Consider the following 15,423-nt stretch of genomic DNA (forward strand, 5'->3'; position numbering starts at 1 on the left):
ATGGAAGAACCCAAAGTGCTAACTTCAAAAGGATTTATTGAGTTGACATTGTCTCACCAAACTGTTGCATTCCCTGAAGATGATTACTTTCAAAGAGAATTGTTTTTAACAGAATACTGGAGATCCATTCTCTTTGAAATAGCTTTTAAAAGTGATTTTTCAAACGACAAAATACAACGAGTACACAATCGCAAAATCAAGAATATATTAAGCCAACAAGTAGAGGTTATATGGCCTGAATTGAAAGATGCAACTTTAAAAGAGGACACAGATTTTACTAAACATGTTCGTAAGTGCTTAGAAAAAATTGGTGATGTAATTCACTTGGGAAGTGGATTTTATGTCCCTTTGCCATTACGTATGATTGATTTACCTGAAAGTGAGTTCGTAGTTATTATTGGAGGAACATCTACGACATTAATACGAAATATGATCCCTGATGCACGAATTTCAGGATACGGGCGAATAGTTGAGAAGAAAAGAATACCTGACTCAATAAAAATGGATCGGCATTTATGGCAAGATTATTCAAATTGGGTAGGATGGAAACCTGAAAATATTAAGGATTGGATAACGTTGCAAATGCGTCAATTGTCTACTTTAGGAAGCCAAAGTATTCAAGGATTTGAAGATTTTGAAGTGTATAATTCTTTTGGGCATAGGGAACGCGGTAAGAGGTCTTTCTGGATTGATCAAAGAACAATTCAAGCACAAAAAATATCAGGAATATTGCTTTGTAAAACATTAGATTCAAATAGACGCTATTTCTTGGGAGAACTTAGTGAAGGTTATTTGATGAAGGAATTCACAATCATAGATACTAACACTATTAGATGGTTTATGATAGGATTTCAATTAAATAGTGGACGATCTCCAATAGCTCGCTGGAATGATAGTTTTTTGAAAGTAAACCCTCCACTCCCACAGGCATTAGAACGTCATATATTAGTTTTCTCGCTAAAACAGAATTCTTTTGAGTACTACGTATGTGAACAAGTTCATGAACATGTAGAACAGTTTTTGAAATCACACGGATATAAGATATTGGGTATAAGGAGGAGCCACAATGAGTGATGCATACGGTGCGTTTGAAGTTTCTAAGGCATTGCACAAGACTTTACGGTCTTATCTTGAATCAGCGTATCATATTAAAAATGAAAGTTTAATTAGAGAGAGAAATCGTTTGCTTGATCAAGTTGGCCAGATAAGTCAACAACCTTTTATTGAAGCAACGCCGAGTTATGAACTAGGCTCATCATATGAAAAATTAACTATTCCAGATGCAGCCAAAAACATTTTATTACAAGTCTCACAATTGAGCAATCCTAGTGTAGGTGTATATCCTAGTCCCTATACTCACCAGGCTAAAGCGCTTGAAGCTTTTTTAAATGAGGATGATGATATAATTGTTGCTACAGGGACGGGGTCAGGGAAAACAGAGAGTTTTTTAATGCCAGTTCTAGCATCGTTGGCAATAGAAGCTGCTGATCGCCCAAATGTAGCTTCAATGCGTGGTTGCCGAGCAATACTATTATATCCAATGAATGCACTGGTTAATGACCAACTCGGAAGAATAAGAAAACTGTTTGGTGATGAGCGAGTTGCAGCTTTATTAAAGCAAGGTCGAGCTAGAAATGTTCAGTTTGGGTCATACACTTCAAAAACCCCCTATCCGGGAGTGCATAAGTCTGCGAAGACCACAGCGCATATTGAGCCCTTGTTTGAAAAGTTTTATTTGAAGTATGCCGGGGATGCTAATAAAGTTCGTGAACTTCAAGCCAAAGGGAAGTGGCCTAGTAAGGATCTTATCAACTTCTATGCTAAACATAAGGAACAGAATGAAACACATAGAAAAGGTAAGCATCAAGGGAAACCTAGAATTTCGAGAAATTGGAAATTTCGTTTGGAAACACAACCCAATGATAGGGAATTATTAACTAGACATGAAATGCAAAAATTATGCCCAGATATTCTTATTACCAACTACTCGATGTTGGAATACATGCTCATGCGTCCAATTGAGAGGAGTATTTTTCAGGAAACAAAAAAATGGCTAGAAGCCGATTATAGAAATAAGCTTATTTTAATTTTAGATGAAGCACATATGTATCGTGGAACTGGTGGAGCCGAAGTTGCTTTTCTAATAAGAAGGTTGATGGCCAGACTAGGAATTGATCGTAATAGAATGAAATGCATACTCACAAGTGCTAGCTTAGGAAAGAGTGAGGCGGACGAGCACGCTATTGTAAATTTTGCTGGTGAACTTACAGGTATCAATGAAAAAACATCCCGCAGATTCCAATTGATAACGGGTAATTTGGAGTTGCGTCATGGAGCACGTAGGGGAAGTGCAGAAGAGGCTGTAATTTTATCGCGAATAAATCTTTCCGTAATTCAGAATACATTAGTAACACCGGAGGCTGCGATTAAGGAATTTAATGCTGTAGCAGGTATATTAGGAATGGATAGCTTTAAAGGTAACGAGGTTAATGATTTTGTTAATCATCTTTCTTATCAACTGTCAGGATGGGGTCCAGTTGAGCAGATGATTAAAGCTTTAAGTGGTAATACTATGCCATTACATCGTCTAGCAAACGAACTCTTCCCTATTGAGGATATAGTAATTGCCCAGCAAGCGACTGAAGTTGTTTTGGCTTTGGGAGCACTTGCTAAGAGAAAAGCTGACAATAAAGTCCTGCTGCCTACAAGAATGCATCTGTTTTTTAGAGGTATTCCAGGTCTATATGCTTGCACCAATCAGAATTGTGAGGAGAGAGCAGATGAAACAGAAAAGCAATCAATATTAGGGCGTTTACATACTGTTCCTATGTTGAATTGTAATTGCAAAAAAAATGCCCGGGTTTATGAATTGTTTACTCATCGAGATTGTGGTGCTGCATTTATAGTTGGACATGTGCATGGCGAGAATGGTGACTTTTTACTCCATGAGCCTACAAATGTAACCGGAGTAAATGATGAGAATGAAGATCGTCTATATAAAATTCAATTACTAGTTGATGGTCAACCTAACGAGCGAGATATAGAAAACAGCGTACCTGCATGGTTAGATATCAGTTCAGGTAAATTATTTAACAATGAACCGCTGATACCAGAAGGTTTCCTGAAAGTGTATAAACCAATCAGTTCCGGATCTGGAGATAAACTGTTTCAACGTTGTCCGATCTGTTTGAAAAAATGGAAAAAGAACAGAAGTAAAATCATGAATCTGGCAACAAAGGGAGAGGCTCCGTTTGCAAATCTTGTTAAGGCTCAATTGTTTAATCAACCAGCACAACGTAGAGAAAACAATGAATATCCGAATGGAGGAAGAAAAGTTTTATTATTTTCTGATGGACGACAGAAAGCAGCTCGCTTAGCGAGAGATATTCCAAGAGAAGTTGAATGGGATACTTTTAGACAAGCAATTGTATTGGCTGTTGTTCGATATAAAGAAGTATGCAATAAAGACCCCAAGATAAGCGATGAACTCTATATTGCCTTTGTGTCGGTCGTAGCGGAATTCAATCTGCAGTTTTTTGATCGAGAGGATAGAATATCATTGCTTAAGCATGTTCGAGATTTTAAAGAAGACTATGATGAATCTTTAGAATTTGCAATAGAGCAGCGATGGAAGTGCGGACCTTCTTCCAGCTACTATAAAGCAGTCCTGCGACAATTGTGTAATAAAGAATATTCGTTAAGGGCTGCAATGGTTGGATATCTTGTACCTACTAATCTAATGGTGCAAAAGATATGTAAAGAAGTATCGGTAATTACTGATAAACTAGATGCTTCCCATATAGATGCTTTAACTAACTATTATATAGAAGATATTCTGGAGGATTTTGCTTTCGAATTAGAGACACAAATATCTGCTTCTATAAGGCGAAAAGCGGCCGGATACCCGCAAAGTTCATGGACAAGTTCAGGGAAGATTGGAGAAGAACAAAGGTTCATCTTAGAAGAATATTTTAAATGTACCCCAGAAGAAGTAACGAGTATCCAAGAAATTTTGCGTAAGAGACTGTGTCATAAGGTTGGAGATGCTTATGTTATAGACAGTAATGATGTTGTATTAAAGATCGACATCGATTCACATTGGTATAAATGTAACTGTTGTACCTTTATATCTCCAGTTAAACTGGGAGAGTATTGTGTTAACTGTGGCGACAAGGATGTCATCATTCTTGATCCTGATACCCATGACTATGTGCAGGCACGAAAGGGATTTCTACGTACGCCAGTCGTGCAGTCTATACGCAATGAAAGCAGGCCTAAGTACGTAACTGCTGAAGAACACACAGCACAGCTATCACATAAAGATGCAGGTGAAATATTTGCCTCGAACGAAATATATGAGTTGCGTTTTCAAGATGTAAAATTGGAACAAGACGAATTAGTAGAAGGTTCAGTAGATGTACTGAGTTGTACCACTACAATGGAAGTTGGGATTGACATAGGCTCTCTAGTTGCTGTTGGACTAAGAAATGTTCCGCCTCAACGTGAAAATTACCAACAAAGAGCAGGGAGAGCAGGGCGCCGTGGCTCGTCACTGTCTACAGTTATTACTTATGCTGAAGGGGCGCCACACGATAGCTACTATTTTCAAAATCCAGAGAAAATTGTAGCAGGTTCCCCGCGATTACCAATGATTAAAGTGAATAATATCAAAATTGCTAAAAGGCATGTTTTTGCATTTATGTTCCAAACCTTCTTTCATGAAATGATTGATAGAAGTGAAATGAAAATAGATGAGGATAAGACATTATTTGCTGCTCTTGGTTCTGTCACAGATTTTTTTAGAGTAGATTCAGAAAGCCAATTCAACAAGTTTAAGTTTATTGAATGGATTAAACAAGGTATTAACGAGAATCACACTCTTATTAATCGTATAATCGAGTGGTTACCAGAAAACATAGCAACTGACAAAATTAAATGTGTGCATGACTTCATAGAAGAATTGTTGTCGAAACTAGAATCTGTATTACCAATTAACATAAATAATAACGAGACTGGTGAAGGAGAAAATGAAGATGAAGATGAATTCGATCTCGGCACCAATAGAAATGAGCTTCTTAGTTATTTATTTGATGAAGGTTTTTTACCGAGTTATGCATTTCCAACGAGTCTTTGCAGTTTTCCAATCGAGGTAAAGAAAGAGAACGGTAAAAATAGTTTCAAGATAATTACCAAAGAATTGCCACAGCAATCTATTGATCAGGCATTAAGTGGATATGCGCCTGGGAGGTTAGTGGTTATTGACAAAACGACGTATCGATCAGGTGGAATTGTTGCAAATGCAGCAAGAGTCACGGATATTAATCGAGCAGAAAAGCTTTTCCAAGCGAAGTCTAATTTTAGAAAATATGTGTCCTGTAGGAGATGTACATTTGTTCGTGACATAGATGAAGCTGAAAAATTAAGTGAAAAAGATCCATGTCCTGTTTGTGCAGGCACACTTGATTCAGGAAAACTTTTAATACCCGAAGTATTTCTTCCTGAAAAGGGAGCAGCTATCGTAGAAGGTGATGATGAACAAGAATTGACGTATGCTACAACCGCACAATTCCCTCTTCCGTTATCTGAGGATGACATGGGGGAATGGACAAGAATTGGTGAAAAATTGATTTCTGTTCAGGCGAAGGATCAATGGCTTGTTACAATTAATAAGGGCAATGATGAGAGTAACGCTGGATTTTATGTATGCGAATCATGCGGGGCAGCAAAGGTTGTTGATCCAGAAGACAAAAAGTCCCCTAACGTTTCTCATGATCGACCCTATCAAGTGGAACCTACTTATGGTGTTCAGGTGCCGTCCAAATGTCAGGGTGTATTTCAAAACGTATTTTTAGGACACGACTTTAAAAGTGATTTGTTGCTATTGCGTTTAAATATAGAAGAACCACTTATTAGTTCAGTAAAACTTAATCTTGATAACCATATCATTAATGTCGCCTTGCGAACAGTTTCTGAGGCCTTGTTGTTATCTGCTAGTAGAGAATTAGATATTGATCCTGCGGAGTTTAAAGTTGGCTTTAGACTCGTGAAATTAAATCCAGATGATCCATTAAGAGCGGATATTTACATGTTTGATTCCTTAGCAGGGGGTGCGGGATATGCAGAACAAGCAGCTCACAAGTTGCCAATGATCCTAAATAAAGCCTTGGACCTATTAGAAAACTGTCATCAAGTGTGTGACCGTTCTTGTACGGATTGTATTCGGCATTATCAAAATAGGTACTGGCACCTTCATTTGGATCGTCGTTTAGGCGCAAGTTTGTTGAGATACATGATTCATTCTACGGTACCCAATGTTTTGAAAATAGAACATCAAAGAAAAGTTCTTGAGCCATTGGTTAGAATTTTAGAATTGGAAGGCTACACATGTAAAGATAATGTGAGTTATAATGGAATTCAAGTGCCTTGGGTGATAAGCTCTCAAAATCGTCAGATCGTTCTTGGTGTAGCTCCAAGTATAATTGATAAGGATTATATAGAAAAACTCCATCCTCTCGCAAGACATTATTCTGAAGCTCAGTTATTGTTGTTTAATGAATTTCTAATAGGAAGAAACTTATCTTTGGTCTATAAACAGTTTAAAGAGAAAATCGAAAAGAGTTAATTTTGCTTATAGAAATGTTACCTCCGAAAGGTGGGAGGTAACATTTTTATTTTAGGCGGTTAGGTGAGAATTGATGATTAATAGAAAAACCGTATTACAGCCTTCTTTATCTGAAGAAAACTTGAAGAAGCTAAATGAAATATTAGAACAGGCTCTAGACATCCCTGAGAGGGAGGAGAGGGCTTATTGGATCACAAATAAAATTGCAGAACTGGATAATGAAATTTTAGATAGTATTAAGCTCCGAAGCATATTGCTATTATTAAGAGATTTATTTCTACAGGGATGGGACTTGAAAATTGAAAACAAAATAGTGAGTATTCAACATCCTGAAACACCGGAAAATATAGAAAAAAAGCAGTGGCTTAGAGAGTCATTATTTTATGAAAGAAACAAGCAATTAGAAAGTGATTCATTCAAAAAGTTTATATTGAGAATGGAAAGACAAAAAAAATATAAGGGGAAAGTGGTGACTATAAAGAGTTTAACTGCACCTGTTATTCAGCTTTTAAGTACGATTCAAGAACAAAAGGCGGATGCAATAAGACCCTACTTACAAATTATCCAAAATAAAACTGATAGGGATGAGCACACTGGATATAGGCTTCTAGATATTTGGAGGTATTTCCGATTAACATGGACATTACCTCATAAGTCTACACCGGGTAGAAACATTTTTGTTTTAGTGAGAGATTCTGCGCAGGATTATCATCCAGTTATAGGTATTGCTGCTCTTGGCAGTAGTATCGTACAGATAACTTGCCGCGATAACGAAATAGGATGGACCATCGAAAGCTTGAGGGAACGTCTTCAAAACATGGATGAACTTACTGCTCAACAAGTGGTAAATAGCTTATCGAACTCCATTGAAAGATCAATATTAGAAATTCAGTCACGAGATTTAATAAATGAAGATATAGATTTCTTAAATGTTAATGAGTATATAAATGATATAAATGAGTTTTTGAAAAGTGAAAGTGATACGGTTGCTGAAGCGCCTAAAATTACTTCGAATTTTAACAATGCTGATTGGAATAATGTTTGTCGAGGTTTGTTTTATAAGAAAAAGCGAGCTAAGACGCTTCTTAAATTATTCAAAGCGCAGGACTTTTTCAATCTTTTAAATCTAAATGAGCCTCAAGAGTCGTTGCAACAACTCGTACAGACATCACGTGGACGATCTGCTTTATCTGTAGCGCTACAGTCGAATAAAAGGGAAAAGGTTGGAGCGAATATAATGGATATCATCGTTTGCGGCGCGGTTCCTCCATACAACTTTTTGTTAGGTGGTAAGTTGACTGCATTGTTAATGATGAGCCCTCAGATCATTCAAGCTTACGAAAAAAAATATAGAAATCAGGTATCAGTAATTGCTTCAGCAATGAAAGGTGAGCCTGTTATAAAACCTGCTCAGTTAGTTTTTCTAGGAACAACAAGTCTTTACGAGTCTGGAAGTAGTCAATACAACAGACTAAATATTCCATCCCATGCTATCAATAGTAGCAAACCCCTAAATAAAATTGGGTATCAATCTTTAGGACTCACTAAAGGTTTTGGTACCGTATATATTTCCGATGAAACAGTTGAATCTTTTTCTGAATTAACTACAAAAATACATGGGAGACGTATAGTAAGTAATACTTTTGGGGAAGGAACTAGCCCTAGAATGCGTTTAATACGGGCAGGGTTAGATGCGCTAGGACTCCCGTCCGATTATTTGCTTAATCACAGTTTTAGAAGAATCGTATATGGCATCAAGTTAGCTGAGAATGCGTATGAGTACTTGCGAGGCGAAGAAGATAGTCCAGAGTATTACTTATGCCAAAATAATCCGATTCAGACGACTGAGGAAATTTGTGGTTTTTGGAGAGAGCGATGGTTATCGATGAGGATTAAAAATCATAGAGTAATGCAACAGTTACATGATTTTAATATTGACAACTTTTTGCTGGGTAGTAAGTAGAACGATAGTTAAATATTTTTGGTTGAAACCTGAGACTTATTAAGTCAGCTATTTTTGGCTAGGTAGCCTAATTAACTTAACATCGTCTTAGCACAATCCAGTTTGTATTTCCTTTAGATCAGCATTAGAGACTTGCGAGAAAGCTATTGGAACAACCGCGACGACAGGCTTATGAAAAGGCGAGAGTCCTGTATCCAACTCGTTTGTCAGGATTGCGCATAATTGAAATTTGAACGATGAGGCAAAGCGCAATCCAGAAAAACACCTCTCATTAAGCTGAGCAATACTGTCAGATCTAGGTAGCTATTTATAGAGTAAGCGCAATAACAATTTTGACAAACACATTACTTAATTGCGTATTATCAGGTCAACCAGAGATTTCTGGTTGGCTTTTTTCTTAGGTGTCAATATGGCGTTAACCGAGAGAACAGGATCTAATTAGTTATCCAGCTTATAAAAGCTATTTATTAACTAAATTATGCATACTATCCGGGATAAATACTTAAGAGTGGAGAATACTATTTGTTGAATATTATTTACGGTAGAGTGAGTCTATATCAAGGGGAAGATTAAATTATGGACTATATTGCAATCAGGAGATTAATAAATAAACATTACGCACAGGGTGTTATAGTGGAACTTCAACAATTAGGTTATCATGGCGAACAAGCCAAGAATGTCTTTTTTCGTCACTATAAAGGCATGAAACGTGTATTCGGGCTTGAGCCAAATGTGAGCGAATTTGCAAAACTAATCGATGAATTTGAACGAGGGATGAACCGAAAATATAACGAGAATGACCCTAATCGAATTTATATAGGACACCTTCGTCATATAGTGAAAAAGAATAAACTCTAGCATAATCATTGGAAAAGTATTTTTTATCGAAAGATGGGGATAATAATTTATCAATAAACTGTATTTTTCAGAGGGAGTTGTAAAGATGAACTATAATGATATTTATAAATTACATTTACAATTGCTAAGCATTTATGAAAATAATGATCAATCCTCTGCTCCTTTTCAACAGGAAATTAATTATTACAAGAAACAACTATTTATGTTCACTCAAGACAACGTTCAGAGGATTTTTGTTTTAAACCAATTAATAAAAATACATGAAAAGACTCGGGAAGTTCTTGTTAGTAGCTGTGCAAACCAATATTTTTCTAAGGATAAATCTGTCGATGATAAACCCAGTATTGAAGGTAATTTATATTCATAAGTTGTCTCTGTAGTGCTGTAATAAAAACCCAGGAAGTGGTATGTTTATAAAAAGAGGAGGTATAGAACTAGGAATTAAATAGCATAAACGAACTAAGCAACCGAACATGAGCGAATAGAGGATAATAAGATGAAGTTATGAAGGAGCGAAGTTGTTGGATGGGTGCTCGTGTTTATTGCATACTAAAAGTGCTGAGTATTGCAGCGTAAAAATGCTTAAGTAACGGCAAAGAAAAAGAGACACTTGCCAGCACCCTACTATCCTCCTATCGTTAGGTTTGTGTCAACTCGACGAAGGAGACTGAAAGGAATGCTGAAAATGCCTCAACAAGAGTATATCAAATTTCTACGGGAAGCAGAAGGATTTACCGTGAGCGACATCTAGACAGATGGGTATACATTGGAGAACAGCCAAGCGATATGCGGACTAGAGCGATTGGAACAAACCACTAAGCAAACGCAAGAGCAGCAGCCCGGTGATGGGACCATACATGGAGATTGTGGATACCTGGTTAGAGGAAGATCAACTCCTCCTACGTAAGCAGCGGCACACGGGTATTCGGATTTTTCAACGCCTGCAAGCAGAGCATTCCTTTACCAGTGGCCAGCGAGCCGCTCTCTCTTACGCCAAGCAACAGAAGGGCCGAATGGCGCTGGAACGTGCGAAGACGTATGAGCGACTTGAGCATCCGTCAGGCGAAGCACAAGTAGATTTCGCGACGATTCAGGTTAGCCACAAACAGCAGCTTATGACGTATAAGCTACTCGTCGTGTCCTTTCCTTGCAGCAATACAGCATTTGTCTATCCGACGCCTGCGGAGAACCAGGAATGTTTTCTCGAAGGAATGAAGCAATGCTTTCAGCAAATGGGTGGGGTTCCGCAGCGCATGTGGTTCGACAATCTGTCGGCTGTAGTCGTCCACATCGAGAAGTATGGTGAGCGTCAGCTCACAGAGGGCTTTCAACGATTTTGCGCGCATTACCGAATGGAGGCTGTATTTTGTAATCCGTACAGCGGTCATGAGAAAGGGCATGTGGAAAGCAAGTGCGGCTACGCCAAACGGAACTGGACGGTACCCATTCCGCTATACGAGGACCATGAGCCATTGGCTACGTATTTCGCCGAGCAAGCTCGACAGGACCGCGAGCGACCGCACTACGCTAAGGGTGTCCGCATCGCCGAATTATGGGAGGCCGACCGCGCACAGTGGTCGTGAACAAGTACGGCGAGATTCGGTTTGAAAGTACTACCATTCCGCTAGTAGTTCTCGTTCAACCGGGCAGCGACGTGTTGATCCAAGTCTTCTGGGACCGACTCGCAATCTTAACGAAGGAGCATGCACTTGTGCGTGAGGTACCACGTCCCTATACCGGTAAAACGGCCGAGGTGCCGTGGGCGCAGGTCTTCGCCAATCTGCTGCGAAAGCCACGCAGCGTGGGCCATTCACAGTTCATCCGTATACTACCGGAGGCGGTGCAAGTTTATGCTGGTGTTGCCGACCTTGCCCTACGTAAGGAGCGTCTGCAAGCACTAGCGCATTGGTGCGGTATCTACCCCATGGCACAGATCGCCGAAGTGTTACGGAAAGCGCCCGGTGAAGCTACGGTTGCGCAATTAACGGCAGCACTCGGACTTGTTCAATTAAACCGCGGCATACCGGTAGTGTGGAACGAGGAGCTCTCCCCTCCAGGGTCCCAAGCAACTGCGTCGCTGCAGCAATATGATCGACTGATGGGAGTGAGCTGACGATGAGGCCGGAACTGGCAGACTTGTGTAGACAGCTTCGCTTGGCGCATGTAGTCGATTATGTGGCTCAGCAACAGGACGAGCAGACGCAAGTGCTTGTCGAGCAATTGCTGCTGGCGGAGCGTGAAGGACGACGACGAGCCCGGCTAGGGAAACTCGTGCAACAGGTTGGCTTCCCTCACTTGAAAACCTTTGAGGGTTACGTATGCGAGCACATCTCATTTCCCGGCAGTTGTACGCTTGAGACGTTACTCGACATGAGATGGCTGACGCAGCGTGAAAACCTGCTATTAATGGGGGCGGTTGGAACAGGCAAAACGCATATGGCGACTGCGCTTGGCGTAGAGGCTTGCAGGAGAGGACATGCCGTTCAATTCTTTCGAGCTTCCGATTTAGTGTCGTTACTGCAAGAGAAGTTTGCGGCGAGCATGCTCAGCCGCTTTCGCGAGAAGCTGAAGAAGATGGATCTGATTATTTTGGATGAAGTGGGCTATGTCCCGTTTAACCAAACAGGCTCAGAATTGTTGTTTAATGTGATTGCCGACTGCTACGAACAGCAGAGCGTGATCGTCACATCTAATCTAGAGTTCGGTCAGTGGACCTCGATTTTCGGAGATACGAAGCTGACGTCTGCTTTGGTCGATCGCCTTGTGCATCACGCACACATACTTTCTTTCACGGGCGATAGCTTCCGACTCAAGCAAGCGATGGAACGTATACCGCAGTGACAATTTAACTGGCAAGCGGTCTCGGCATTTTTTTAGCACATTTAGGCATATTTCGCTTGCAAAAAACATGCTCGGTCCCTTTACTCAAATTCATTCTCATATGACCAAAGAACATCTCCATGGAAGCAATGGCCCCGTCAATTCTCATTCGTGACATAGTTCGCTTGATCCCTTACCTATGTAATGAGTAGACGTGCTATGATATGATTTATAATAATTACAAAACCCTTTATAAGGGGCTAAAGCATTATATGGAGGGAGTATAGCTAAATGGATATGAGAATTCCAATGCAACTTGGAGCGGTGATATTAAGTAAAGATGAGATTGGTTTTAAGGATGTGGTTAATGACTTTCCTAATGCAAATTTTGTATACATTATTACCTTTAACTTATCAAAGGAATCTGATATCTTGCTAAAGAAAATACATGCGATTAAGCCACATATTCCAGTTAAGATCGTTACGAACATACCCGGTAGATGGGATGAATATACAAGCAAAGCTGCAGCGGATAAGGCATACAAAAGCATAAAAAAGTATTGCGAAATACTTGATAAGAGTATGTTCAAAGGTGATGTAACTTCTTATTTTAATTTCACCAATCATTCAAAAATTATTATGACAGATAATGTTGTATATATCGGTTCCGCTAACTATTCTGACGAAAGTAGCAATAATTTTGAATGTGGTACACTTTTTACTGATAGACAAATTATCAAGCAAATAAAGAATCTAGCGGATAATATTATTAATCATTCGGTCAGATATTCTACTTCATATCATAATGTAGTGAAGGAGTATTTACGAATAATTACCCAAGAGGTACGGCAATCGTTGAGGCACTTAGAGGACAATATTTTTACATATGAAGAATTACAATTTGGTAGCGACATAAAAACAATAGACGTATACAATGCTTTTATATCACAAAGAAAATGGGAAACATTTAACGGTTTTCATGAGATATTAACGGATCATATAGAAGAAATCTACGCTTTTTTGGAGTCCGAAATTGAACGGGAATACGAAAAACAGGAACCAGAAGAAGATTTCGAGGATTACTTAGAAAAGAAGCTCATTGAATGCATTAATAAAGTAAAAATCGATGATAATTTATATAAAATAGATCATTCCATTAACAATTTAATAGAGTATTTGGATGAACTAGCGACATATGATCGTGATACTACCATATCCCGCTATTTTCGTGATAATGATTATGGCGAGACAGATGAAGTAATGGAAATAGCACTAAGATTGGAGAGTGAAGAACATGAAAAAATAACTAAAAAACTGATAAACCATCAAAAAGATATAGAAGATGCACTAGACGTGATCAGTTCCTCTATTAAGTTGATTGAAGAGGAAATCAATTTAATACAAGGATTGAGTGATAGAGTTGTCATTGAAAACAAAGGAATAATTGAAAATATTCATAATATAAAAAAACGAACATAATAATTCTTTAATATTATTGTAGTTTCCGCCACCGCTAGATCCTCCTCTGTTTTTTAAAAGTTGCTAATCACACTTATGTTAAATGGAAACAAACTATAAAGTAAATCATACTTACCAACTTTAATGTAATCATATTTTGAACCGATTTTTTAAAAACAAACTTTATATAATTTAAATTTTTACGAATATCTCAAATATCAGTATTTTGCCCATGTTGAATCTTATCTACCTCTTCCGTTGAACATGAAAAATTTAGGTTTTGTGGAATATTCAGGCATTGACGTAGTGATAAAATTTCCGCAAAATGTAAAGGTCATTACACCCGAAAGATTTGATATTCCAATATTAGATTATCTTATTGAAGAAATGATTTGTAATGATTCTTTTTTTTAACACATTGATCACTCCAACAAGGGATTACCGAGTGCAGGAATTTGAGCCACTTTATCTAACATTTTTGGAATTATCAATTCCATCATATTTACCTTTTGAAAAGAAAAAATACACAGCTGAAAAGCTTATTAAACATCTCAATTCTTTGTTTTGCTATGAATACTTCAATGACCACGGTAATGACGTAGTAAAATATGAATTTAAGGCTCACCAACCTATATCACTTCTAATCATCTGAAAAAAACAGTGCAGGGTACGCTTCATTGGAAACAGTGAGACGTTAGCCGGATGTTGGATATTTATTAAACTGCAGAGCTATCTTTTTGATTCTCCTCATTAAACTACCTACTCCGCAGCACTGAAATATTCAAATATCGGCGTCGTATAGAACGTTATATTAAGTAGAATATTGGAGAGAATCTCTTTATTCACATGCAAATAGCTCTTTAGAAGGTGAATTCTTTTTTATAAATAGCCACGTCATTTGCTGCCTTCCCAGGAGTATATGACGTGGCTATTCCTTTTTTGCTCTTATTTACTCTTCATTTTTTCTTGCTGCTTCCTGAAGGCGAGCAAGCAATCTTGAAGGAATTCCGCTTCATCCTCTGATAAAATCTCTTTTTTGTCGTTGAGTGAAGCGAAATTAGTAGCAACTTTGGATGTAGAACGTTCACGGATTGTGTTATCAATGATTGTAGAGTGTTCACTGCTTGAGGTATCTAACATCATTCTAATATAAAATAAGTTTGCTACCACCAATATTTTTAGTTTGTCTCGAAAATTAAAAGTTTCTGTGGCATATACAGCTAGAATCGAGAGTCGATCCTCATAATCAAAATCTTGTGCATCGTTAGACTCAAGATTTGCAAGTAATCCTTGTATATACGGATTATCGAAAATCTCTTTCTTGATATTGGTCAATAATTCCAGTTTTTGAGAAGAGGTTGCTTTTGAACGAATTACATCCAGAAAATCGTAGATGATATTGTTCAACTCTTCAATAGTTTTTTTTAATTCTTCTGGAGACTTTTCAATATATCCGGCAATTATCAAAGCTTCTGAGTCGCCTCCTGTAACCTCAGCAATAGCCCTAGAAAGTTCGTCAGATGCAGGAGGTTTCGCTCCTGTTTTTAACTTGCTTAAATAAGAACGATCAATGGAAATACCTTTCTCTCCTATGCGTTGACAGATGTCTGATAAAGTAAATCCGCTCTCTTTGATGTACCTATTTAATATATCTGAATAAGCCAAATTCAACACCCCTTCTTATGAATATTTTACACCACTG

Annotated in this window: 10 protein-coding genes; 9 read left to right on the top strand and 1 reads right to left on the bottom strand. The window is 38.2% G+C overall.

The genetic code is table 11. The features are described from left to right. From V5J77_RS09715 to V5J77_RS09755, 9 genes are all read left to right on the top strand, one after another. The gene (locus V5J77_RS09715) at positions 1 to 1,074 is read left to right on the top strand and encodes a hypothetical protein (protein ID WP_338555574.1); all 1,074 of its coding nucleotides are present in this window, start codon (positions 1 to 3) and stop codon (positions 1,072 to 1,074) included. Next, complete coding sequence (locus V5J77_RS09720) at positions 1,067 to 6,622, top strand: DEAD/DEAH box helicase (protein ID WP_338555575.1); 5,556 nt, start codon at positions 1,067 to 1,069, stop codon at positions 6,620 to 6,622. The genes V5J77_RS09715 and V5J77_RS09720 overlap by 8 nt, the downstream gene beginning before the upstream one ends. A gap of 73 nt (positions 6,623 to 6,695) precedes the next feature. Next, entirely contained in the window at positions 6,696 to 8,585 is a 1,890-nt protein-coding gene (locus tag V5J77_RS09725; RefSeq protein WP_338555576.1) for a Druantia anti-phage system protein DruA, read from the top strand. 576 nt (positions 8,586 to 9,161) lie between these two features. Next, positions 9,162 to 9,443 (top strand): hypothetical protein, encoded by a 282-nt coding sequence (locus V5J77_RS09730; protein ID WP_338555577.1) that lies wholly within the window; start codon positions 9,162 to 9,164, stop codon positions 9,441 to 9,443. A gap of 85 nt (positions 9,444 to 9,528) precedes the next feature. Then, a complete protein-coding gene (locus tag V5J77_RS09735; RefSeq protein ID WP_338555578.1) occupies positions 9,529 to 9,810 on the top strand; it encodes a hypothetical protein in 282 nt (93 codons plus the stop codon). Between the two features lie 478 nt (positions 9,811 to 10,288). Next, entirely contained in the window at positions 10,289 to 11,026 is a 738-nt protein-coding gene (istA, locus tag V5J77_RS09740) for an IS21 family transposase (RefSeq protein WP_338556685.1), read from the top strand. After that, on the top strand, positions 11,017 to 11,556 hold the full coding sequence (locus V5J77_RS09745; protein WP_338555579.1) for a hypothetical protein: 540 nt from the start codon (positions 11,017 to 11,019) through the stop codon (positions 11,554 to 11,556). The genes istA and V5J77_RS09745 overlap by 10 nt, the downstream gene beginning before the upstream one ends. Positions 11,557 to 11,558: 2 nt before the next feature. Next, positions 11,559 to 12,284 (top strand): IS21-like element helper ATPase IstB, encoded by a 726-nt coding sequence (istB, locus tag V5J77_RS09750; RefSeq protein ID WP_338555580.1) that lies wholly within the window; start codon positions 11,559 to 11,561, stop codon positions 12,282 to 12,284. 270 nt (positions 12,285 to 12,554) lie between these two features. Beyond that, positions 12,555 to 13,742, top strand: coding sequence for a phospholipase D-like domain-containing protein (locus V5J77_RS09755; RefSeq protein ID WP_338555581.1), 1,188 nt, complete (start codon positions 12,555 to 12,557; stop codon positions 13,740 to 13,742). A gap of 924 nt (positions 13,743 to 14,666) precedes the next feature. On the opposite strand, the gene V5J77_RS09760 is transcribed toward V5J77_RS09755, so the two are convergent. Beyond that, on the bottom strand, positions 14,667 to 15,386 hold the full coding sequence (locus tag V5J77_RS09760) for a hypothetical protein (protein WP_338555582.1): 720 nt from the start codon (positions 15,384 to 15,386) through the stop codon (positions 14,667 to 14,669). Positions 15,387 to 15,423 lie beyond the last annotated feature (37 nt).

The sequence above is a fragment of the Paenibacillus sp. KS-LC4 genome, assembly GCF_036894955.1.
Classification (GTDB): Bacteria; Bacillota; Bacilli; order Paenibacillales; family Paenibacillaceae; genus Pristimantibacillus.

Excerpts from the sequence above, each read along its gene's own strand:
- V5J77_RS09715 (WP_338555574.1), top strand. The coding sequence starts at position 1 with ATGGAAGAACCCAAAGTGCTAACTTCAAAAGGATTTATTGAGTTGACA.
- V5J77_RS09720 (WP_338555575.1), top strand. The coding sequence starts at position 1,067 with ATGAGTGATGCATACGGTGCGTTTGAAGTTTCTAAGGCATTGCACAAG.
- V5J77_RS09725 (WP_338555576.1), top strand. The coding sequence starts at position 6,696 with ATGATTAATAGAAAAACCGTATTACAGCCTTCTTTATCTGAAGAAAAC.
- V5J77_RS09730 (WP_338555577.1), top strand. The coding sequence starts at position 9,162 with ATGGACTATATTGCAATCAGGAGATTAATAAATAAACATTACGCACAG.
- V5J77_RS09735 (WP_338555578.1), top strand. The coding sequence starts at position 9,529 with ATGAACTATAATGATATTTATAAATTACATTTACAATTGCTAAGCATT.
- istA (WP_338556685.1), top strand. The coding sequence starts at position 10,289 with ATGGGACCATACATGGAGATTGTGGATACCTGGTTAGAGGAAGATCAA.
- istB (WP_338555580.1), top strand. The coding sequence starts at position 11,559 with ATGAGGCCGGAACTGGCAGACTTGTGTAGACAGCTTCGCTTGGCGCAT.
- V5J77_RS09755 (WP_338555581.1), top strand. The coding sequence starts at position 12,555 with ATGGATATGAGAATTCCAATGCAACTTGGAGCGGTGATATTAAGTAAA.